Genomic DNA, 23,805 nt, shown 5'->3' on the forward strand with positions numbered 1-23,805 from the left:
ATTCACTTCCTATTTAATAATCTATTTTTTATTTTTCCCAATTTAGGAATTATATTAAATATAATTGGGGAAGTAGAATATTTGTTATAGTGATACTCCTCTCCACCCCATCTTCTTTTAAATATAGTTATACCATCATCTTTTTCTAAACTTATCCCACCTAAATCAAAAAAACTATATCCATTTTCTTTCCCAAATAGTATACTTTCCCAATATAAAAGATTGTTTGGTTGAGATTTATAATATTCTGTTTTAGAGAAATTATAATTTAATTTTATACTATTTCCAAAACAAATTAATATACTTCCACCAATAATATCATTCTCTTTTTTTATAATCAATAATTTTTTAATCTCTTTTAGAGAAGAAAATTCATCAAAAGAATGTATATTCAATTCTTTTCTTATACACATCTCTTTATAAATCTCATATGCCTTCATCCAATCTTCATTTTTTTCTACAATTTCACAATATAACCCATCTTTCTTAGCTTTATTAATTCCCCATTTTGTTCCTTTGTTTAATTTTTTTCTTAACTCATCTTCAGATTTAGTTATATCAATAATTATAGTCCCTATTTTTTTTGAATATTTAAAATATTTTTGTAATAACCCTTCAAATTTAAAATTTACTCCGCCTATAATTATATTAAATAAAGGGGCTTTAAATAATATAACTTTTTTTAATTGTTTTATTAGTAACTCTACCACATCAACTCTATCATCTAAAGCAAATATACCTCCAACTAAAATTTTACAAAAAATAAAATTTAATTTTAAAGCATAATATAATCCACCTATAAATTTGCCATTTTCATATGCCCCTATTCCATAAACTTTATAACCTGTTTGTAAATATTTTTCTTGATAATCATAAATAGAGTCTATATCTTTTCCAAATTTATATGCAATATAATCCCATTCTTCTTTATTTATATTTTCATAATTTAGTATATTTACCGTTATATTTTTCATTTTAGCACCTCTTTTTTATATTATGGCGTAACTTATTTTATGCAGAAATTTATACTTTCCTAACAAATAAAAATGGATAACTCTATTCCACTTCCTACTTATCCTTCCCTCTTCTCCATTTTCCATTCACTAATATTCTTCTTTTCAGTATCAAAATTTACTCCTACCAAATATATCTCTTTCCCCATATCCATATATCTCTTGGCATATCCTTTTTCTCTTATCTGTTTTATTGCAATATCCACATTTTGATTACATTTAAATTCTACTATATGTATCATATCCTTTGTCTCTATCACCATGTCTATTCTTCCTTTATTTGTTAATACTTCTGCATATACTCTATATCCATAATCTTTCATTAATATATTTATCATATAAAATATACTATGATAATATAATTCTCGTTTTTCTAAATCCTTTGATATTAAGATATATGGTATCTTCGCAAATAACCCTTTCATTAATTCGAAATATTCCTCATATTCTCCTCTCGCAAAATGTCTCATCATTTTTATTGAAGTTACCCCTTCATTTTTCCCTACATAACTTGATATTAATTGCTCAGTAAATCCTTGTTCCACCTCTTTATTAGGATACCCTAATTTATATATTCCATATTCATAATCTTTTATTGTTAAATATCCCGTTTGAAACATCAATGGCTCTAATTGTAATCGTTCTATATCATAAGCTATTATTGAATTCTCTTCTAATTCTAAGTTTTCCATTTCTGTTACATCATAATTCCTTGCTTTCATTAGATTTACTAAAAATGTTGGCGTCCCACTTTCAAACCAATAATTCTTTAATTTTTTATATATACATAATCTCCCTATTGAAAATGGATTATATACACTATATTCTTCTTCGGTAAATCTAAATCCATTATATTTCTCTTTTATCTTTAGATACATCTCTTCTTTACTTATACTATTAGATTTCGCAACCATTTCTATATATTCATCAAAATATTTATGTAACTCCTCTTTAGTATAACCTAAAAATGTTGCAAAGTCTTGATGTATATCTAATTCTATTAAATTATTTAATGTTGAAAATATTGATACTTTGCTAAATTTACTTACTCCTGTTATAAATACAAACCTTATATAATCCTCTAATGGTTTTAAATTATCATAAAACACTTTTAGTATCTCTCTATTGGCTTTTCCTATATCTAACTTTTCCTTTTCTTCTCCTAAATGGCTTATTATTGGTTTGTCATATTCATCTACTAATATTACTACTCCCTTTTTATATTTTTCACTTAATTTTTCTATTAAATTTTTAAACATATTTTCCGGATCATCTAACAGTAAATCTATTTCATATTTTTTAGAAATTAACATTAGTTCTTCTTTTAAATTCTTTTTTAATTTTTCGCTTGTATCATTTGCTATTCTATTAAAATCCAACTTAATTATTGGATACTCATCCCATTCTCTATATTTACCCTCTATATATAGCCCTTCAAATAACTCCTTCTCACCTTTAAATAATGCCTCCAATGTGCTAACTGTCAAACTTTTCCCAAATCTTCTTGGTCTTGATAAAAAATAATATTTCCCCTTACTTACCATTTCGTATATATATTGCGTTTTATCTATGTATAAATAATCATCTCTTATTATTGTCCCAAAGCTTGACATATCTACTGCTAATTTTTTCATCTTTTCAACTCCTTTTTAATCCTAAGAAACGTTTAAAAAATAAGTTTCTTATATTTTGTTATAAATATGCTTGAATCATTGCGTATTTTAAAACAAAATAGAAAGGTTATTTTTAAACCGTTCCTAAATTATTCTTTCAAACAGACACATAGCTTTTAACCTATATCTTACATAAATTTTGTGACTATTTTAAATTTTGACAGAATCATCAAAAAATTTCTTCCTATTTTCCCTATAATATAAGATATAATATGGTTAAACAACAAAAAAATAGTTTATATCAATAATAACTATTTTTTTGTTGTTCGAACATATTCTAATTTGATCCCAAAAATAGTTTTCTAAAATTAATTTACCTATCAATTGAATAAACTTCAACTGATAGGCTTAATTTTACCATATCTTATGATTAGACCCCCAAAAGGTAGTTTTCTAAAATCATTCCATTATATATAGTTTCGTAAAAACGCTCGAACACTCTATATAGTAGTATGAAGAAAAATAAATACCTTTTTGTGGGGCAAACATATCTATATTATTCTAATTTCTATTTAAATTCAACCATATTAATTTTGTTTATAAGCTCAGTATTACTCTTTCTTCCTCCTGCAGCCCACAACTTATTATTAGTAAACGCAAATGCTGGTCTTCTAGAATAATAATTTTCAAATAAATCTCCGTCAAATACTTTATAATCTCCTGTAATTAAATTATATTGTCCATAATTTCCATTTGAGGTCTCTATATTAAAAATATATAAATAGTTTCCTTTTTTTAAAATATATGGAGAATAATATCCAATTTTATAATTATCTTTATTTACCACCAATTTAAAAGTTTTATCACCTGCTAAATCTATATACCATAGTTCTCCTTTAGAAACTAAATATACCTTGTTCGATTCATAAAATACAGCCGTTCTATCTAAGTCAGGAATATTTAATATATTCGTTATATTATTCTCTACTCCAGTTAAAGCATCTATTCTCAATAATCTATTATTATCTTTTTCAAATTTACAAAAATATTTATTATCCATTACAAAAGCTCCATCTCTATAATATTTAAATGAACTATTAACGTTTAAATAAGTAAATTCACTTGTAGTTAAATCTAACACTGTTATTTCATTTAATGAACCTCCTCCTGGGATTACATAGGGCGAAATATATAGCTTCTTATTACTTAATAAAGCTATTCCAGCATAACCTCTTTTTTCTTCTGGAATAGTCGCAATTGTTTCCCAACTACCATCAGATAAATTAATTTTTTGTACTTTATCTGATGTCCCAGTTCCAGAATTTGTACTCCCTCCAAATACATATAGATAATTATCATTATTTGTATAGGCAGGTGCCATTCCTGTTCCATCAAAAGAATATCTAGTTCTGTTTAAAATTTCCAATCCATTATTTGGAACAATGTTAAAACTCCATATACTGCTTTCAGACTTTCCATTTTTATCGTCTTTAGCTACTACTTTCCAATAATACGTACTATCTACTAATCCAGTTACATTATAACTACTTGTCACATAATTACTTGCTACCATTGGTAAATATGTACTATCTACTCCCAAGTAAATATCATATTTCAAACTGTCTCCGTCTACATCATTACAATCCCAAGATAACGTTAAGTCTCCATTTGTCACTGTTGTTCCATTTTCTGGTATAGGATTACTTGGAGCTTCTGGTACATTATTTATTAACGTATTTAATATTATATTCTTATTCTCTATTCCTAATGCATTTAAAGTTATAGTAGCTTCTCCTTTATAAATATTTCCTTCTGCCATTAATGTATAATCCCCTTTTACAAGATATGATTTCAAATATCCTGCTGTTCCAAAATCTCCACTTCCTGTTATACCTAATAATTTCCCGTCAGCATATACTTTGGCTCCACTTACTGGTAAATTTTCTGCATCAAATACATTTACTCCAACCACTCCAAGAAGATTACCTGTTGCCACTGCTCTTCTTCTTAAATTCAAATCATAAGTTAAGCTTTGATTTTCTTTTCTTAATTCTACATTCTCTAGTATGCTACTTCCTATTATATCTTCAGGATTTTTTGAGGCATCATAAAATTCCATAGTCATTGTTACTTTATCATATCTATAATCGCTTAATGTTATTTCTGCTCCATAGTTTCCATCATTATTTAAAGTTAAATTTAATTGTTGTTCTCTAAGTCCATTCACAGGTCCCACTATCTTAAAAATAGATTTCAAGTTTTCAATCCCATTTACTTCTTCTATTACTTCTTTTGGAATATTAAACTTAAATATCGCATCTCCTCCATCTAATGTTAAATTAAATACTGTTTCACCATGTAGTGGTATCAGATCCATATCTATATCTGTCAATCCCAACATCACATTTTCCTGTGTTTCAACAGATTTACCTATTTGAACTCCATCATCATATAGTTTCAGTTTTATATTATGTTCTCCCATATTTAAATTTATATACTGTTCTGTTATCCCTATTTCAGGGTTTATTGCAAATTGAACTTCATCTCCATTATCTACTATCATCCCTATTACCGGATTTTTCAGAACAGACAATTCTTTTGTATCATATTTTAATTTCAAAGAAGTAAGCTGATTCATATTTATTGTAGTAGATGTTTCTCCTATTACTGGTTTAAGAATTAAATTTATATTATTTGTTCCATCTATTATTATCTGATTTAAAGCACTCCCTATATACTGATATCCTCCACTTGTGAATATTAACTCTATATTATATGTTCCAGGAGATAGAATTATAGTACTATTTGATTTTGCTACAAAATTTTCTTCATCCAATGTGCCATACCAATCAAAAGTTTCTATTTTACTATTTGTTATATTTGTTACTTTCATTGTTCCTTTAACTGCTCCAGGTGCTCTCATTGTTCTTTTTGTCACTACTTTGCTTGCTATTGTGGCTAATTTATAATTAAATGATAACTTCGCTTTACTTTTTTTTAGTTCTTTGTCTTGATTAAAACATCCTATGATTCCTAATACAAAAAGCACCACCATTAATATTTTAAATACTTTTTTCATAAAATCATCCTCCCTTTTTTATTTTGAATTCTATCTAATACTATAATAACCCCAGTAAAACTATTCTAATATAATTTTATCTTCATTAACTCTTCATCTCCTTTCATTTGAATTAAAAAATCATTATTTAACTATTCCACTATAATTAGTATACTATATTTCTCTATTAAAATCTATGAAATTCCATTTTTATAATAAAAATTATCCTCTCAAATATCGATATAACAATAATTTTTAATTGTCAACTTTCCATTATAAATTATCCTTTCCCACCTACCATCCATAAATTATGTCCAAAATATTTCTCAAATCCTTTAAACAATTCATTCACAATTTTAGGAAAACTAACAATTTCGCCCTCTCCAAAAACTTTATCTACTTTTATTCCCTCTTTTTCACACATTTTTCTAAACTCATTAAATCCATATCTTTTTCCTGAACTAACCATAAATTCCTCAAAACTTCTTTTATGAATTATATTCCCAACTAATCTTTCTAAATATTTAGGACAATTTTTATTTAATACAGTAATTAAAATAGTCCCCCCTGGCTTACATACTCTATAATGCTCCTCTATTGCTTTTTGTGTTTCAGGAAAATGTTCTATAACTCCTAAGGAATATACAAAATCAAAGCTATTATCTTCATAAGGTAAATCTCTTGCATCTCCTTGAATTACATTAGTTAATCCCCTCTTATGACAAATTTCAACCTGTTTATCTGCATAATCAATCCCACTATAATCATAATCTTTCCAATAATAAAGCCATTTTCCACTACCTGCTCCTATTTCTAATATTTTAGAATTTTTTGATAATTTATTTTTCTCTTTTTCGAAAAATTTATAAATTTCTCTATTTTTATCTATCCCATTATTAAAATTATAATTGTTCCAATATTCTTTTAATTTATCCATAATTAATTTCCCTCTTTTCTTTTACTTATCAATTTAGCTGGTACTCCTCCAACTATAGAAAACGGTTCTATATTCCTTGTTACAACTGCTCCAGCTCCAACTATAGAATCTCTACCTATTTTTATCCCAGCCAATATAGTTGTTCCTCTTCCTACCCACACATTATCTTCTATTATCACTTCTTTATATTTATATCCCTGAAACTTTATTGGAATATCTATTCTATCATGATTATGAATTTCATCTGTTATATACACATTTGGAGCAATCATACAATTTTTTCCAATTTTTACTTTTTTTTGAGAAACTATAAAACAGTTCGGATTTAAAGATGTATTTTCTCCTAAAAATATTTCCCCTTTTCCACCTAAAATTACATTATCTTCAATTTTAACATTATCTTCAATATATGTATTCCAGTTATCAAATCTAATATTTTTTCCTATTTCTATTTTACTTCCAAAAAAATTCCATTTATAAAAATATTTATAGAAATAATAATTAATTAAAATTTTTATCTTTCTTTTTAGAATTTTTTTTGCCCTAAAAAATCCTATTTTTTTTATAATTCTCATCTTCCACCACCACTCTTTTAAATTCCTCTGTCTTAATTTTTTTTGTATATTTTTTTACTTCATTATAATTTTCTTTTATTATCTCTTGTTTCTCTTTTTCAGAACTCAAATATATTTTTTCTATATATTTTGAAATATTTACAATATCATATAAATCACTACTATGTATTAATTTTTTATTTACTATATCTCTTTCTCCTACTTTATTAGATATTAATGGTATTACTTTCATATACATTGCTTCTAATATTGAAACTGGATGTGGATCATATTTTGCCATTTGTAATATATAGTATGACTTCTCTAATATACTACTAATATCTCTAAAATTAACTTTACCCAAAAATCTTATATTTTCATTATTTTTTATTAATTTTTTTACTTTCTTTTCAAGTTCACCAAACCCTACTATAACCAATTTTGTTTCTTTATATCTTTTATTAAATTTAATAAAAGATTTTATAATATTTATAATATTCTTCTCTTCTCTAAGTTGTCCTATATAACAAAATAAATTTTTATCTTTTTTATTTATATTTACATTATTTTTAAATTTCTCTATTTTAAAAAATGGATTAACAATATCTACTTTTTTATCTTTAAATAATTCCTTAATATAACTTTTATTTAATCCTGATACTGTTATATATCTATCCACACTTTTTAACAACTTATATAAAATTTTACTTCTCATATTTTCTTTATCTTCACAAATTTTATAAAATGTAGTTGAGGCATCTAAATATATTATTTCTGTTCTTTTTATGCTAAAACATTTAATAATATTTGCAATATAAACTCCAGTAGCTCCATTTAATATTAATTTATCATATTTATTTAAAATATTTAATCCCACAAAAAAAGTATTTATTAAATTTATAAATATATTTCTATTACTATAAAATTTGTCATTAATAAAATCAGCATTTACCCCTTCTCCAAAAGCTTTATGAACAAAATGTGGCCTTATTCCATCTAACAATGTTACAAATCCTATTTTTTCTTTCTGATTATAATATTCTAAATAATCTTCTATAACTTTTTTATTATCTATTAATTTTATTCCATTTACTTTTTCTAAATATTCATTATAATTTTCTAATATATATTCTATTTTTTTCTCTAATTCATTATTAGCATTTATTAAAAATTCATTCCCAAAATATTCACTAATTCCACCTATATCTTTGGAAATAAAAATAGTTTCACATTGCAAAGCTTCATACAAGCTTATTGGAACAGAAAAAGTATTGTGTGCTTTTTGAATTGGATATATATATATCCAAGCTCTTGAAAGCTCTTCTATATTATCAACTACCCCTTTTAATTCTATATTAGAAACTCCTTTGATTTCCTCTAAAACTTCTTTTCTATCCTCACCCAATCCACTATCTGCCAAAACTAATTTTAAATCTGGGTACTTTTTCACTAAATTTTTATAAGCATTTATAACTTCAAAAACTCCCTTATATTTTGAAAAATGGCTCATAAATAGTATTGTTGGGTTTTTATTTTTTTCTCCTACATAATCTATATCTTCTATTAATGGCTCTATTTTTTTTATTTTCCAAAATTTAAAATATTTCTCAGCTATCTTTCTTTGATAATCTGTCTGTATAAATATTCTGTCTATTTTCTTATTTATAATTTTAACCATAAAAGCAGATAATTTACTCTCCCAAAATTTTGATAATTCTCCATCAGTTATTGTAATGAAACTTTTTTTATATTTAGCAAAATTTACTACAAAATATAAATCTGGAGTTGGTGCAGAAAATATATGCAATATATCTGTCTTAAAAAAGCTAATATTAAAAATATTCCCTCTTATTATCTCTATTCCATCTTTAATTTCAACTCTTTTTTTTCTCTTGAAATTATACTTATCTTTATAAGTACAATAAATTTTTATTTTATAGCCTCTTTTTTTTAGTTCCTTTGCTTGAAGCCAAACTTGTTTTCTCAATCCTTCTCTTATTGGAAACTCTATATCTTGTGGAATAAATAAAGCTATCTCCATTTTATCACCAACCTAATTCTATTAAAATTTTTCTCCATATCTTATTGATTATTTCATCTACTACAACATCTATATCTTTGTCATTTTCAATTTTTATAAGATTAAAATCATTAGTTAAATCTAAATATACTCTAATTTGTCTATCTAATTCATCTTTTTCAAATTCTTTCTTCCGTTTTAATATCTCAGTAGATTCTAAATATAGATATATTATCGTCATCTTTGGATAAAACTTTTTAAATAATCTTTTTAAAATACCACTTTTTAATGCCAATACATCTTGTGCAAATACATCTATTGGATGTCTATCTAAAACAACCAACTTACTTCTCCTCGTATATGAATACACTTGAAAAAAATATCTAAAAAAATATTCAAAAAAATAATTTAAAAATACAATGTTTTTCACAAATGATACTTTTTTATTTTTAAATTTTTCTACTTTTTTTACTAATTCTTCTCTTTTTTTCTCTTCTGATTTTTTATTTAATAAATTTAATATCTTTGTAGTAATCAAAAATGGTTTCCACCCAAAATATATGTAGTTACCCTCTACCATACCACCTAATTTAAATTTTTTCATAAATAATTTTGATATAGAGCTTTTCCCACTTCCATCTGGTCCTACAAATGCTATTGCTGTTTTTCTATTTTTTATGGTGAAGACTCTTATTATCCATTTTAAAAATCCTATAGCATAATTTAAAATATTTTTAGGTTTCCTCAAAAAATTAAAAATATAACTTTTAATTATCTGATTTTTCAAATAATTTATATCTTCTCTTTTTTCTATTTTTTCTTTATAAATTTTAAATGTAGATAACCAGCCATAATTCTCGATGTAATCCATAATCAGTTTTGTATCTATTTTACCTACCAAATAATTTAGTCTTTCTAACTCTTTTTCTTTTGATTTCCTGTTTTCAAAAATATTATGTGCTAAATATATTACAAACTCTCCATTTTCATTTGGAATAAATATATCTTTTTCAACTTCAATTCTATTTTCTAATATTAATTTCTCATCTAATACTTCTACTCCGTCCCAACTTATCTTTTTGTGCAAATGAACACACATAAATCCTTTATTTTTTACATATTTATAAAATATAATTTTATTCTTTTCATAAAATTCACTCCTAAAAACTACAAATCCATCTTTTACTAACAACTCTTTTATATTATAAAACTCTAATTCTTCAACCAAAACATCTATATCTACAGCCCTATATGGATTATAATATGGAAATTTTATCAATACATATTTATATTTTGAAATTAATTTTAACAGTTCTCTATACTCTTCATTTAATTCACCAAATATATCTCTCATATTAACTCCTCTACCTTTTTATATACTTCTTCTACAGTTATATTATCCATACATTTCCCACAACTGTTAGTTTCTTTATATTTACATTTTGATAATTCTAATCCATAACAATTATTATATTTACCTTGAATTATCACACTATTTTTATGAAAAGGTCCCCATATATTTCCATTAGTCGGTCCATACAAAGCTATTAGCTTTTTATTAAGGGCATTTGCTATATGTACTGCCATTGTATCTACAGATATTAATAAATCTAATTCATTAATAAAATCTATAATTTCATCAAGTTTAAAATTTCCTGCAACATTTATTACCCGCTCATTTATGACTAAATTTTCTATTTTTTCTTTATCCAGTTTTGAACCTAACAAATAAATTTTTACATTTTTACTGCTTTTTAAAATTTTTAAAATTAATTTGTTCCACTTATCTAATTCCCAATTCTTGTTTTCCCTTCCTGAAATAATTTGTAATCCTATCCATTTTTCATCTTGTTTATCTTTTATTATTTTACTTTTACTTATTTTTAGTTCTAAACTTCTATCAAATATTTTTCCTCCAATATTCTCTAATAAATTCAAATTTTTTTCAGTAATATGTATTTTTTTTTCATTATTCCAAAATCCCTTTGTAAGAAGAAATCCTAGCCCTCTATATTTATACCCTATACTATTTTTTGACAATATCCTTAATAGTATTATATTAAATGGCGATGTATGTAATTCAAATCCTAAATCATATTTTTTATAATTTTCTTTTAGAATTCTAAAAAGTTTTTTCCACTCTATTTTTTCTCCTCTATTTCCCCATAAAGTATTTATTGGAATCATTTCATCTATATATTCACATCTTTTTAATATTGGTATTGTTAATTCTCTACAAATTACAGTTATTTTACTTTCTGGATAATTTTTCTTTAAATTTTTAAAAAAAGATGTAGTTAAAACCATATCTCCAATATGGTCTAATCTTATTACAACTATATTTTTAGGATGCTCCAAATATATTTTATTTTTTTTTCGTAAAATAAAATTAGGTATAAAAAATAGTATATTCCCAATTATATCAATTAAAAGTAATATTAATTTGAATTTTTTTTGTACTAAATACTTCATTTTATCTCCTCACTTCATTAATGTCTATGGTATTTCTCTTATTCTTCTAATTAATACTCTTCTCACTAATATTCTTTTCTCTTATATCATCTATTTTTTCTATAAATCTACATTTTTCTCTTCTATAACTAAAATACCTTTAAAACTTTATCATTCTTTTTTAATACATATAAATTCTATACTTCTAAACCACAACCTCAAACAGACTTTTCCCATCAATCTCTACCTTTTTTTCCTCATACTTCTTCCCCTTATTAAAATTAAATATTACCAAATATCCCTTATCTTCTCCTTGCCCATCCAAATATCCAACTAACTGCTTTAACCCTTGTTTTTCCATCTCTTCTCCATGCCATATCTTTAACTCTATTATATATTTTATTTTATTATATACTACAACTATATCCATTCGATTATCTTGCCTTGTTTCAGGCTCTACAAAATAAAATCCTTCGCCATTTATTATTGGTTTCAGAAATGATAAAAACAGTAACCTTCCTTCTCGTTCTATAAATTTCTCATCTTTATCTCTATATTCGCTTTTCATAAATAATTGAAATTTTTCTAATATTTTTTCCATATCTAATATATTATTTTCTTTTATAAATTGATTCCTATTAGGTGTTGTTTTTATATGTCTATTTACAATCATATCTCCTATCATATGATTGTATAATAACACTTCAAATATTTTATTACTTATTACAACTTTCCCTTGTTTTTCTATTAATATTCCATACATTACACCTATATCTATTACTTTATTTGTTGAAAAATATGGAACTTGTTCTCCTTTTAACATTAACACTCTTATTAATTCATATAACTCCCTATTATTCTCTATATTCTTTATCACATCATCGAATAGTGTATTTTTCTCATTTAACAACTTATTTATTGCTTTTCTCAACCCTTCTTCTGTAAACTCTCTATTTAACTTCTCATCTATTATTTTACATAATTTACTCACTAAAAATGGATATCCTGATGTATAATCTCTTAATAAGTCTGACATCTTTTCTATATCCATTCCTGTTTTATTATCCTTCTCATAATCTATCAACATACTACTTATCTCTTCACTACTAAAACTCATATCTATATCAAAATCCGCTGCTATATTCCACGGGCTATTATATATTCTCTCTTCATCTTTTCTATATCTTAATTTCAAATTTTTTATATCATGTACTCCTGCTAATATCACACTATGAAATGTATAATCTTCACCCCTATCTCTTCTTAAATATTTTTCTCGCAACATCCCTATAAAGTTCAAAAATAGTTTATTGTTACTACTTTTATCCACCTCATCTATCATTAATGTCACTTTTTCGCCCACTTCTAATACTAAATCTGTTATAAACTCATCTAACTCTTTTATATTATTTATATTCCTATAATCTTCTATAAATTTTACTAACTCCTTATATCCTTTTACCTTTAAAAATCTCTTTATCATTTGTACGAATGTATCTATAAATTTGTCTTCACTTTCAAAACTAGATTCTCCTACTCCTTCAAAACTTATTGATATTACCAAATATCCTTCTTTAATTATTTTCTTCTCTAATAAATACATTGTTGTTGTTTTCCCATATTGTCTGGGTCTATTTATTATGAAATATTTTTCTTTTTCTATTAATTTTATTATTGTTTCATCTATTTTTTTACTTGTATCTACCATATAATGTTTAGCTGGTATACATATCCCTGTTATATTAAATTCTTTCATAAAATTAATACACCTCCATCTTTAATGTATAATGGAAAATTGTTAAGTATATCTCCTAAAGAACGTTTAAAAAATAATGTTCTCATATTTTGTTATAAAAACGCTTAAAACATTGCGTATTTTATAACAAAATGGGAATGTTATTTTTAAGCCATTCCTAAACCACAACCTCAAACAAAATCTTCCCATCAATCTCTACCATTTTTTTCTCATACTTCTTCCCTTTATTAAAATTAAATATTACCAAATACCCCTTATCTTCTCCTTGTCCTTCCAAATATCCACATAACTGCTTTATCCCTTGTTTTTTCATCTCTTCTCCATGCCATATCTTTAACTCTATTATATATTTTATTTTATTATATACCACAACTATATCCATTCGATTATCTTGTCTTGTTTCTGGCTCTACAAAATAAAATCCTTCGCCATTTATTATTGGTTTCAAAAATGATAAAAACAGTAACCTTCCTTCTCGTTCTATAAATTTCTCATCTTTATCTCTATATTCGCTTTTCATAAATAATTGGAATTTTTCTAATATTTTTTCCATATCTAATATATTATTTTCTTTTATAAATTGATTTCTATTCGGTGTTGTTTTTATATGTCTATTTACAATCATATCTCCTATCATATGATTGTATAATAGTACTTCAAATATTTTATTACTTATTACAACTTTCCCTTGTTTTTCTATTAATATTCCATACATTAACCCTATATCTATTACTTTATTTGTTGAAAAATATGGAACTTGTTCTCCTTTTAACATTAATACTCTTATTAATTCATACAACTCTCTATTATTCTCTATATTCTTTATTACATCATCAAATAATGTATTCTTCTCATTTAACAACTTATTTATTGCTTTTCTCAACCCTTCTTCTGTAAATTCTTTATTTAACTTCTCATCTATTATTTTACATAATTTACTTACTAAAAATGGATATCCTGATGTAAAATCTCTTAATAAGTCTGACATCTTTTCTATATCCATTCCTGTTTTATTATCCTTCTCATAATCTATCAACATACTACTTATCTCTTCACTACTAAAACTCATATCTATATCAAAATCCGCTGCTATATTCCACGGACTATTATATATTCTCTCTTCATCTTTTCTATATCTCAATTTCAAATTCTTTATATCATGTACTCCTGCTAATATCACACTATGAAATGTATAATCTTCACCTGCGTTTCTTCTTAAATATTTTTCTCGCAACATCCCTATAAAGTTCAAAAATAGTTTGTTATTACTGCTTTTATCTACCTCATCTATCATTAATACTACTTTTTTTTCTGCCTTTATTATAAATTTACTTATTAATTTTGATAAACTCTTTAAATTATCTACTTTTTTTAATTCTTTATTTAAAAAATCACTCAATTCTTTCTCTTTATATTCTAATATATCTGCCATTAATTCTAATACTGTTTTTGATAACTCTTTCTCATTCTCAAAACTAGATTCTCCTATTCCTTCAAAACTTATTGATATTACTAAATATCCTTCTTTACTTATTTTCTTATTTAACAAATACATTGTTGTTGTTTTTCCATATTGTCTTGGCCTATTTATTGTGAAATATTCTCCTTCATCTATATATTTCAATATTACTTCATCTATTTTTTTACTTGTATCTACCATATAATTTCTTTCTGGTATACATAATCCTGTTACATTAAATTTTTTCATAATTTATCTCCTCTTTTTTTATAGACAATTATCAATTCCCAATTATTCTTTCATTCTTTTCTATCTTTTTCAATATTTTCTCTATGCTATCACTTTTTTTTATATTATTTGCATTATTCAAATATTTATACGCCTTTTTATAATCTTTAACACTATAATAAATTACTCCCAAATTATAATTAGCAATATAATTTTTATTATTCAATTCCACTGCTTTTTCTAAATTAGTCACACTATTTTTAATATCTTTTTTCAAAAAATATGTTTTTCCTAATTGTAAATAAAAATAATCACTTTCTTTTAATTTTAAAGCTTTTTTATAATACTCTATAGAATTATCATACTCTTTTTTTCTATAATATATATCTGCAATTCTGCCTAAAATATAATAATTTATTATATTTTCCTTTTCAGACTCTAAAAATATATTTAATACTTCATTATCTTTTTTTAAAATACTATACCCTATTTCTCCAATCCAATAATAGCTCTGCATAAAATATGGATTATTTTCTATTGATTGTTTAAACATATTATATGCCATTTCCAATTTCTTTTCTGTTTTCAATCTCATTCCTTCTTTATAATAAAATTCTCCTAATCCTTTTCCTATCTCTTTTAATTTTTCAATATATTTATCTCTATTTTTATAATCAACATCTATTAACGCCAAATATAACTTCTCATTTTTACTATCCTTTTTTTTAATTTCTTGTAATAATTTTAATGCTTTTTTTCCCTCTCCTTTAGAATTATAAATAAGTGCTAAATTTATCTTTGAATCCTCCATTTTTATACTTTTTTTATAATATTCTGTCCCCTTATCAATATCTCCTTTTTGTTGATAAATATATCCAAGTAAGCTATTTACTTCATCAGAACTTTTCATACCTATTAATATATCAAAAGCTTTATCTGTATCATTAAATTTTAATAAAATCTTACTTTCCAATATCTTTTTTCTTAAAGAAATTTTATTTTTTACTAAATTTAAAACTTTTAAACTATCTCTAAATCTATTTTTATCATAATACATTTCAGCTAAAATTAATTTAACATCATCCCCACCAATATTTTTTTCTATACTTTTTTCTGATAATAAAATTGCTTTATCTACTCTATCTGTATTTTTATATAAATCAATATAATCTTTCAATATACTTTCATGCTTTGGATATTTACTTGCAGCAATTTTTAAATATCTTTCAGCTATCTTATATTTTTTCTCTACAATAGCACTTGTACATAAATTTATCAAAGGTCTTTCTAAATTAGGTTCTTTTTTATGATTATCTTCCCACAAAGAAGTCATACTTAACCAAGTATAATTTCTTGCTACAGTTACTCCACCATAAACTACTCCTACTAATAACATTCCATATAATATTTTTTTTCTCTCTTTTAATAATAATATAAAAAAATAACTTATAACTATTGAATACCCTGCTACAGATATATATGCTCTATGCTCATATATCAAATCATCTATTGGTATTATTGTAGATGTTACTATGAATCCTATAAAAAATAGTAATACCCCATATCCTATTATTTTTTCTTTTTTATAATAATATATTCCAAATGATAATAACAGAACTAATATTATAAAAGGCAAAATAACCCACAAACTAAAAAAGCTATTTTCTATTTTTATATTATAATCCACTCTCTGTCCATATGGAAATATCATTAATCTTAAATATCTCAATATTACTTTAAATTCAGTTATAAAATAGGTATATCTTGTTAAATCTGTTTTTCCTGGATTTAATGCAAATGTTGAAGTTACAGTTGAAACTTTATCACTATGTAGCATTAAAGAATATCTTACTCTTAATATTAATGGTATAAATCCTGTCATATAATAAATTATACTCTGCCATTTTATCCCACCAAAAAAAAACATCTCATATAAAAATAAAGCTATTGGAAATGTTACCATTGTCTCTTTACTTCTTGTCCCTAATAATACAAATATTAATCCTACTATATAATATAAATATTTCCTATTTTCACTTTTTCTATATTTTATATAAAAATATAGCCCAGCAAAATAACACAACCCTACAAATGAAGCTAATCTTTGTACTACATATGTTACAGCTTGTATTTGTATTGGTAATATTAAAAATAATAACCCTACTAATATACTATATATTTCTTTGTTTTTGTTAATCAATCTATTTTTTATCTCTGTTTCTAATATTATTAAATATAAAAAATACGCACTAAATATATGAATTAACAGATTAGTTAATTTATATATAAATGGTGCTTTTCCTCCTACTAACCAATTTAATGCAAATGTAAAATATACAAATCTTCGGCTACTACTTGTATTTATATTAAATATACTTAAAAAAGCCCCTTTTATATCTTTCACTTCAGGATTTAATAATATAGAAGCCACTGTATCATATTGAAATGCTGAAAATAAAGCTAATAAATATACTGCTAAACCTGTTATTAAAAATATTAATAATACTCTCTTTTTATTTAATTTCAATTTTTTCCCCCTTAAAATAGTATTTAAGAACGTTTAAAAAATAAGTTCCTCATTTTTGTTATAAAAATGCTTAAACCATTGCGTATTTTAAAACAAAATCAGAAAGTTATTTTTAAACCGTTCCTTAATGATTATTAATAAGTTTACTTTTTAACAATCATGTGATTAAATCTCATCTTTTAATTTTTCTTTCTATTTTTCATTATCAATTGTCAATTATCCCTTCAATTATACCACATTTTTTATAATAAAAAAAGAAATTACGCTTTATATAGTAAGATATAAATATTTTTCTAAATTTTTAGCTTCTGAAAATTTTTGTTTTGAAAAATCGCATATTTCAAAAAAACGGCGTAGCTTATTTTCTGAATAAATTTATACTTTCCTAGTATATAAAAAAGCCCGCCTTAACGGCGAGCTCCTTTATTTTCTTTTAATTGCCAATTTTCCATTGTCAATTATTTATTCCTATTCCCAAGTAATTCCATCATCTCCTGTCATATTCTCTCCTGATGCATTTATAAAGTTAGTATTTCTATCCATTACTTGCTGAGTAGCTATAGAACTATGATTTGCACGGTCTATTGCATTAAATTCTACTTCAAAATGCTTTCCTTTAGCAAAATGCCCTATATCTGCGCTAGTACTATCAATACTATCACCTGTTGCAGTTGTAGATAACAATACTATATAAACTTCTGTTTTTACTGCATCTGCTGTAGTCCATGTTTGATCTCCATTTGTATCAAGGTATCTTACAGCATAATTCTTGATTTTATCTAATTCTACTGTATCACCTGCCGTAGTTGCTGCTAAATTACTAACTCCATGATTTGATACTTCTGTTCTTGTAGAGCCTGATACATTATAAACTTTTATAGATGTATCATTTACAGAAGATACTAAATTTCCATCTGTTTCTACTCCTACCCCACCATCTACTGGTGCTGCAAAATTAAATGTTGTAGTTGAAGATCCATTTCCTACTAATAATGGTTCATCAAATGTAAGTTTTAATATTTCTGCTGTACTTGTACTATTATCATCTAAATTACTAGATGATACTTCTAACCATCCAAATAGATATAAATCATCATCATTTCCATCCATTCTATCTGTTCCTGTCCTATCTATTTTATGATCTCCATCTGTATCTCCAACATTTGTGGTATCCATATCTAATACTGGTGCCCAACCTGCTTGTCCAGTTGTAGCAGTTGATGAATAACTATATAATTGTGCATTTGCTACTTTTGGTCTTCTCAAATCTATACCATCAATAGTTCCTCCAGCTAACGCATCTTTTTCTACATGAGTTCTATTTCCTGCATTATCTTCAAACCAAAAGTCAAGATTATACGTACCTGTATCTCCAGTATATCCTTGTGATGTAGTAACAACTTGATCTGCTAAAATTCCTGTATAAGCTGCTGCGGCACTTGAATCTTGTTTACCAGCATTTACATTTCCGCTTGTGAAACTAAATGACCAAACTATATTACTGTTTGCTGTTCCACCTGTATCTGTTCTTCTAAATCCTGGAATATATCCAGAACCTGCTATTCCTAATTGTGGTGCATATATTGAACCAACGTCACTTGTTTTATCATTGTCATGCACTTCATCTATATCTGCTATAAAAGTTAACTCATCATTTAGAGTTATCATATCATTATCTTTTGTATATCCATAGAAAGTTCCATTGTTAGCTTCATTTAATGTAACCGCAATATCGGTGTTATCTATTTCTGCACTACTAACATCTCCTATTACAGGTTGGCTATCTATAGCTGGACTTGCTGCTACAGTAGTTCCTGTTGAATCTAAATATGAACCATTTTTAATCAAATCATCATTTCCTACTCCTGCTGCTGTCTCATTACCATTCCAATCTTGAGCTGATACTAACGGTGGATTTACGTCATCGGCTCCACCAGTATCTATTGCTCCATCTGTATAATTTGTAGATGGTGCACTTGCAGCTTTTATTTCAAGATCATAATATAAGTAGTCATCACTATAATCAGAAGCTGTTCCATTATTATTATAACTAAATTCTACATTTTGTGCAGTAGGTCCACCTGCTGTTCCATCTATTAATCCACCTATATTTACTGTTGCAGTCATTAAATCTCTTGAAGCTGTCGCAGCTGTTAAAGTTGTTCCACCACTTACTGCAGTTACACTAGCTCCAATTGGTATTATTAATCTTATTTTATCTCCTAAACTAAATGTTCCTGTAGGTGCTTTATCTACTAAGGCTTGTACATACATTTCATTATCAACTAAGCCTGGTGCATCATCATCAGCTGTTACAGTAAATGCAAAAGATTTGTCACTTATTCCTTTCGCTACGCCACTTTTATCATCAGTTACTCTTGAATGTAAATAGTAAGTTCTTGTTACTCCTCTCAAACTTATATCTGGTGTCCATTTTAACATTTGAGCTGGTATACTATTTATAGTTTTACTCTCTGTTTCTATTTTTCCAGGATTAGCCACAATTGGTCCATCTGACGAATCCAAAGTTATATACCAATCAAAATTCAAACTATTTTTATCATCAGCTGCATCTGTTAATGTACTGTCTGGATAAAAACTTAGAGTTACATTTTTATATTCATCGTTTGCTCCAAAATCGTATGTTTCTGAACTTGTTTTCTCAACTATTGCTCCACTCCAATAGTCAGTTCCTCTTGCTCCACCCATTACACTTGCAATTGTTGGAGCTTCATTTACGCCTACATCTATAGCTGAACTATCTGTTCCACCTTTTAATACCCCTTCTGAATCTTTATCCATTACTAATAGATTAATATTAAAATGTCCATTTGTATATGGTCCATCAACATCTCCTAATGCAGTAGCTCCATTATATGGACTCCAATCTACTGCTGAAGTATTATCATAAGTTAATGTTCCATATTTCCCATTTCCACCTATTGTCCAGAAGTATTTAAAAGTATCTCCTGAATCAGAATCACTAACACTTGATACTAGTGTAACTGGACTTGTTCCTGATAAAATCCAATTTCCATTAGTTACATCTACTGTATCACTACCAGTTATTCCTGTTATTGTTGGTTCTTGATTTAGTTCTACCGAAACCTCTCTTGTATTTGTATATGTTCCATCAGTAATACTAACTATAAAAGTAGCTGTAGCACTTGATGGCATTGTTGTTGGTGCTGTATATGTCCAAACTTCTTGTGACACGCTATCTCCATCACTATCTGTTCCCGCTGTTAATGTCCCACCAGAACTAGTTTTTTCCACAACTGTTACTGTTGCAGAACTAGAACTTCCTTCATCTCCATATACATTAAGATTAACTGTTTTTCCTAAAGTTACATATGGCGGTACTGCTACTGATGTAATTGTAGGTCCATTTACTACTTGGAATTTAAGTATTACAGTATTAGCATAAGTTTTGAAATATACTTTATCTCCTGCTTCCCAATTACTACTTTCATCTATATCTATTGCCAACCAATCAATCGAGGCATCGCTTCCATCTGCTGAAGCTCCCCAATCAGAATCAGTTAGATCAATTGGAGCATTTGTATTATCTTGTAAATCTCCATCTCCATCTGTATTTGTTCCTGTTCCACTTACATATACTTTTATGTCACTACCTCCATAGCTCCAATAAGTACCTGCTGTTATATCTTTGATTTTAAAATATACTCCTGTTGTATCTGATGAAAATTCAAGCATTAAGTTTTTATCGTATGAAGTATATCCTGCTCTTGTTCCTATATCTACTTTTAAATTTCCTGCTCCTATATCAGCTCCATCTGCATCTACTACTTCAGTTCCTACTCTATAATAATCCCAAGGCCCTTTTATTGCTCCCTCGTCTACTAATTGCTCCGTACCATCATTTAAATGTAAAGCTAAATAATGATAACTCGGTGTAGTTCCTGTAGTATCAACTGTTGCACTTGGTTTTATCTCTACTGGTACATTTGATAATGTAGTTGTATAATCATTAGTAAATGTATAGTAACTTGGTGAACTTGTACTTGTTGGATCATATATATCAGTTGCATTACTACTTGCAATCGTCCAGCTACTATCAGCTGAAGCTCCATCAACTAATGTTCTTGATAAATCTATTCCTGCAGTTCCTCCACCTGCTCGTCCTGCATCATAAGCTTGATTTGCAAAATATCCAGATGTACTTGTTAATGGATAATTTGTTGTATCAGGACTAACTCTTGTATTATCAGGATCACTTACTGACATTGTTAAGTTAAATTTTTGTCCTGGTGATACTTGTACTGTACTAAGTGTTGTTCCATCAAATAAGCTTTGACTATTCCCTTGTGCATCTGTATAAGTTATTCCTGTTAATGAAGGTAACTCATTAACATATACAGTATCGCTAGCATAAACAACTTGATTGTTAGGTGATGTTCCTGAATCTACTGTTGCTTTTAGAGTCTTAACTCCACCTCTCATCATATATTTATACCTTGTACCATTATCTACCCCTTCTGTTCCTGGATTAAAATCAAATGTTCTTGTTGTAACTCCAAAATCTTTTCCTGTTGTCCCTAATACTTTTGTACTGTCAATTTCATTATAAACTGACCAAGTTTGTATTATTGTTGTACTTGGAGCACCTGTATAATAGTAATATGCATTGTTTCCCATTAGAGTATTCATATCAGATGAATTTGATATTGGGATTGATACTTGAGAACTATTAACAGTATCTGTTGTTATATCATAATTTGCAGCATTGCTTCCTGTAGCTTCAGTATATTTAGCTGCTTCTGTAGCTCCAGATACTCCACTATCTTCAGCCACTACTGTCATTGGTGTTGCTATTGCTATTGTAAACATCTCTTCTGCATTAGCTCCACGACTATCTACTAATTGAATTAACACCTCAGTTGTCCCTGTACTGCTTGGTGCTGTAAAATCAACTGTACCTGTTGTATTAGTTGACTCTGCTAAAGTTCCACTACCTGTTAATATTGAATAATTATAAGTTATTGTATCTCCTGTGTCTGCATCACTTGCAGTCACTGTTATAGTTCCTGTTCCACTTGGTGCTATTGTATTTGTACTGCTTCCTCCACTAACTGATAAAGCAACATTTGAAATAGTTGGTGCTGTATCAATTATAAATGTTATTGTAGCAGAATCAGAATCACTGCTATCATTAGGATCAAATACATTAAATACTACACTTGCACTATTTCCACTTGGTGCTGTACTTGGTGCTGTATAAGTATATGTATAAGTATATGTTGTTCCATTATTACTTGCTCCAGTTTGTGTCAAACTACCATAACTAAAGTTAGTAGATACAGCATGACTATTATCTGTATCTGTAAATACTAATGTTATTGTAGCTGTTTGACTTGTTTCCATAATATACTTTGTTTGTGTTGTTGAAGCATCAGTTACCGCTAAACTTCTTTGTGGCCCAAAAGAATTATTTGGTACACTTTTTACCACAGTTGGAATACTTCTTAATACTATTCCACCTGCTGCTGGATCTTTTTTTACTCTTATTGTCCAAGATGCTGGATCTGACTTCAACCCTTTATCATCTACAGCTATTGCTGATACTTGATAGTATCCTGGTTTTGTAGGAGCTGTCCATGTCCCATCTGCTGCAAAACTTCCTCCAGTTGCTGTATACTCAACTGTTGTTTTCCCACCTTCTGGGTCCATTGTTGTTGTTTCAAATTTAACTTTTTGCCCTCCGTTAACTTCAGGACTAGTTAAATCTTTAGTGTTAAAATATGTTACTACTGGTCTTTTATTTGAATTTGCATTATATGCTGGGTTTGTTGGTGTTGGTGTTGTATCTGGGTTTGTTGGTGTATCTGGTGTATCTGGGTTTGTTGCTTGCCCTCCATTACTTTCTACTACTGAAGTAACATTATTTTTTTCGCTAGACTTATTCAAACATCCAGCTGTGGTTAAAAATGCTGCTACTAAAAAAATTACACCTAGTTTACGTATTATCTTTTCCATCTCATTGACCTCCTTTTCTTTTTTTTCTTTCTTCCATGAGATTTTCTTTACACTTTTACTTCCCTAAAAGCATTAATCATCAGCTATCTTACGACGTTCCCCTCGTCACCTCCTATAAAATGTTAAACTTTGGCCGGCTTAACTGTAAAAAAACTTTTTACTATTAATATTTTTCGACAAAACAAAGCTAAT

At 26.8% G+C, this 23,805-nt stretch carries 12 protein-coding genes; all 12 read right to left on the reverse strand.

Annotated elements, in window-relative coordinates; translation table 11 throughout:
• Positions 1–2: 2 nt before the first annotated feature.
• The 12 genes from RDY08_RS08555 to RDY08_RS08610 all read right to left on the reverse strand — a co-directional run bounded on the left by RDY08_RS08555 (position 3) and on the right by RDY08_RS08610 (position 23,613).
• Positions 3–974 (reverse strand): lipid II:glycine glycyltransferase FemX, encoded by a 972-nt coding sequence (locus tag RDY08_RS08555; protein ID WP_307903956.1) that lies wholly within the window; start codon positions 972–974, stop codon positions 3–5.
• A gap of 98 nt (positions 975–1,072) precedes the next feature.
• Positions 1,073–2,647 (reverse strand): PD-(D/E)XK nuclease domain-containing ATP-binding protein, encoded by a 1,575-nt coding sequence (locus tag RDY08_RS08560; protein ID WP_307903957.1) that lies wholly within the window; start codon positions 2,645–2,647, stop codon positions 1,073–1,075.
• Between the two features lie 547 nt (positions 2,648–3,194).
• Positions 3,195–5,705: a tRNA wybutosine-synthesizing protein 4 beta-propeller domain-containing protein gene (locus RDY08_RS08565; RefSeq protein WP_307903958.1), complete on the reverse strand. Its 2,511-nt coding sequence runs from the start codon at positions 5,703–5,705 to the stop codon at positions 3,195–3,197.
• A gap of 259 nt (positions 5,706–5,964) precedes the next feature.
• Positions 5,965–6,621 carry a class I SAM-dependent methyltransferase gene (locus RDY08_RS08570; protein WP_307903959.1) on the reverse strand — a complete coding sequence of 219 codons (657 nt, stop codon included), beginning with the start codon at positions 6,619–6,621 and terminating at the stop codon, positions 5,965–5,967.
• Positions 6,622–6,623: 2 nt separating this feature from the next.
• A complete protein-coding gene (locus RDY08_RS08575; RefSeq protein ID WP_307903960.1) occupies positions 6,624–7,196 on the reverse strand; it encodes an acyltransferase in 573 nt (190 codons plus the stop codon).
• Complete coding sequence (locus RDY08_RS08580; protein WP_307903961.1) at positions 7,165–9,216, reverse strand: glycosyltransferase; 2,052 nt, start codon at positions 9,214–9,216, stop codon at positions 7,165–7,167. Before RDY08_RS08580 ends, RDY08_RS08575 begins: the two co-directional genes overlap by 32 nt.
• A gap of 4 nt (positions 9,217–9,220) precedes the next feature.
• Complete coding sequence (locus RDY08_RS08585; protein WP_307903962.1) at positions 9,221–10,549, reverse strand: hypothetical protein; 1,329 nt, start codon at positions 10,547–10,549, stop codon at positions 9,221–9,223.
• Positions 10,546–11,667 carry a glycosyltransferase family 9 protein gene (locus tag RDY08_RS08590; RefSeq protein ID WP_307903963.1) on the reverse strand — a complete coding sequence of 374 codons (1,122 nt, stop codon included), beginning with the start codon at positions 11,665–11,667 and terminating at the stop codon, positions 10,546–10,548. Before RDY08_RS08590 ends, RDY08_RS08585 begins: the two co-directional genes overlap by 4 nt.
• 184 nt (positions 11,668–11,851) lie before the next feature.
• Positions 11,852–13,402: an AAA-like domain-containing protein gene (locus RDY08_RS08595; protein ID WP_307903964.1), complete on the reverse strand. Its 1,551-nt coding sequence runs from the start codon at positions 13,400–13,402 to the stop codon at positions 11,852–11,854.
• Between the two features lie 157 nt (positions 13,403–13,559).
• A complete protein-coding gene (locus tag RDY08_RS08600; protein WP_307903965.1) occupies positions 13,560–15,110 on the reverse strand; it encodes an AAA-like domain-containing protein in 1,551 nt (516 codons plus the stop codon).
• Positions 15,111–15,141: 31 nt separating this feature from the next.
• On the reverse strand, positions 15,142–17,616 hold the full coding sequence (locus RDY08_RS08605) for a tetratricopeptide repeat protein (protein WP_307903966.1): 2,475 nt from the start codon (positions 17,614–17,616) through the stop codon (positions 15,142–15,144).
• Positions 17,617–18,084: 468 nt separating this feature from the next.
• On the reverse strand, positions 18,085–23,613 hold the full coding sequence (locus tag RDY08_RS08610) for a beta strand repeat-containing protein (RefSeq protein WP_307903967.1): 5,529 nt from the start codon (positions 23,611–23,613) through the stop codon (positions 18,085–18,087).
• Positions 23,614–23,805: the final 192 nt, after the last annotated feature.

It is taken from the genome of Haliovirga abyssi (assembly GCF_030295325.1).
GTDB classification, from domain to species: Bacteria; Fusobacteriota; Fusobacteriia; order Fusobacteriales; family Haliovirgaceae; genus Haliovirga; species Haliovirga abyssi.

What these genes read in the sequence shown, in the direction of transcription:
- RDY08_RS08585 (WP_307903962.1), bottom strand. Translation starts at nt 10,549, where the DNA reads ATGAGAGATATATTTGGTGAATTAAATGAAGAGTATAGAGAACTGTTA.
- RDY08_RS08610 (WP_307903967.1), bottom strand. Translation starts at nt 23,613, where the DNA reads ATGGAAAAGATAATACGTAAACTAGGTGTAATTTTTTTAGTAGCAGCA.
- RDY08_RS08565 (WP_307903958.1), bottom strand. Translation starts at nt 5,705, where the DNA reads ATGAAAAAAGTATTTAAAATATTAATGGTGGTGCTTTTTGTATTAGGA.
- RDY08_RS08595 (WP_307903964.1), bottom strand. Translation starts at nt 13,402, where the DNA reads ATGAAAGAATTTAATATAACAGGGATATGTATACCAGCTAAACATTAT.
- RDY08_RS08600 (WP_307903965.1), bottom strand. Translation starts at nt 15,110, where the DNA reads ATGAAAAAATTTAATGTAACAGGATTATGTATACCAGAAAGAAATTAT.
- RDY08_RS08560 (WP_307903957.1), bottom strand. Translation starts at nt 2,647, where the DNA reads ATGAAAAAATTAGCAGTAGATATGTCAAGCTTTGGGACAATAATAAGA.
- RDY08_RS08580 (WP_307903961.1), bottom strand. Translation starts at nt 9,216, where the DNA reads ATGGAGATAGCTTTATTTATTCCACAAGATATAGAGTTTCCAATAAGA.
- RDY08_RS08575 (WP_307903960.1), bottom strand. Translation starts at nt 7,196, where the DNA reads ATGAGAATTATAAAAAAAATAGGATTTTTTAGGGCAAAAAAAATTCTA.
- RDY08_RS08570 (WP_307903959.1), bottom strand. Translation starts at nt 6,621, where the DNA reads ATGGATAAATTAAAAGAATATTGGAACAATTATAATTTTAATAATGGG.
- RDY08_RS08590 (WP_307903963.1), bottom strand. Translation starts at nt 11,667, where the DNA reads ATGAAGTATTTAGTACAAAAAAAATTCAAATTAATATTACTTTTAATT.
- RDY08_RS08555 (WP_307903956.1), bottom strand. Translation starts at nt 974, where the DNA reads ATGAAAAATATAACGGTAAATATACTAAATTATGAAAATATAAATAAA.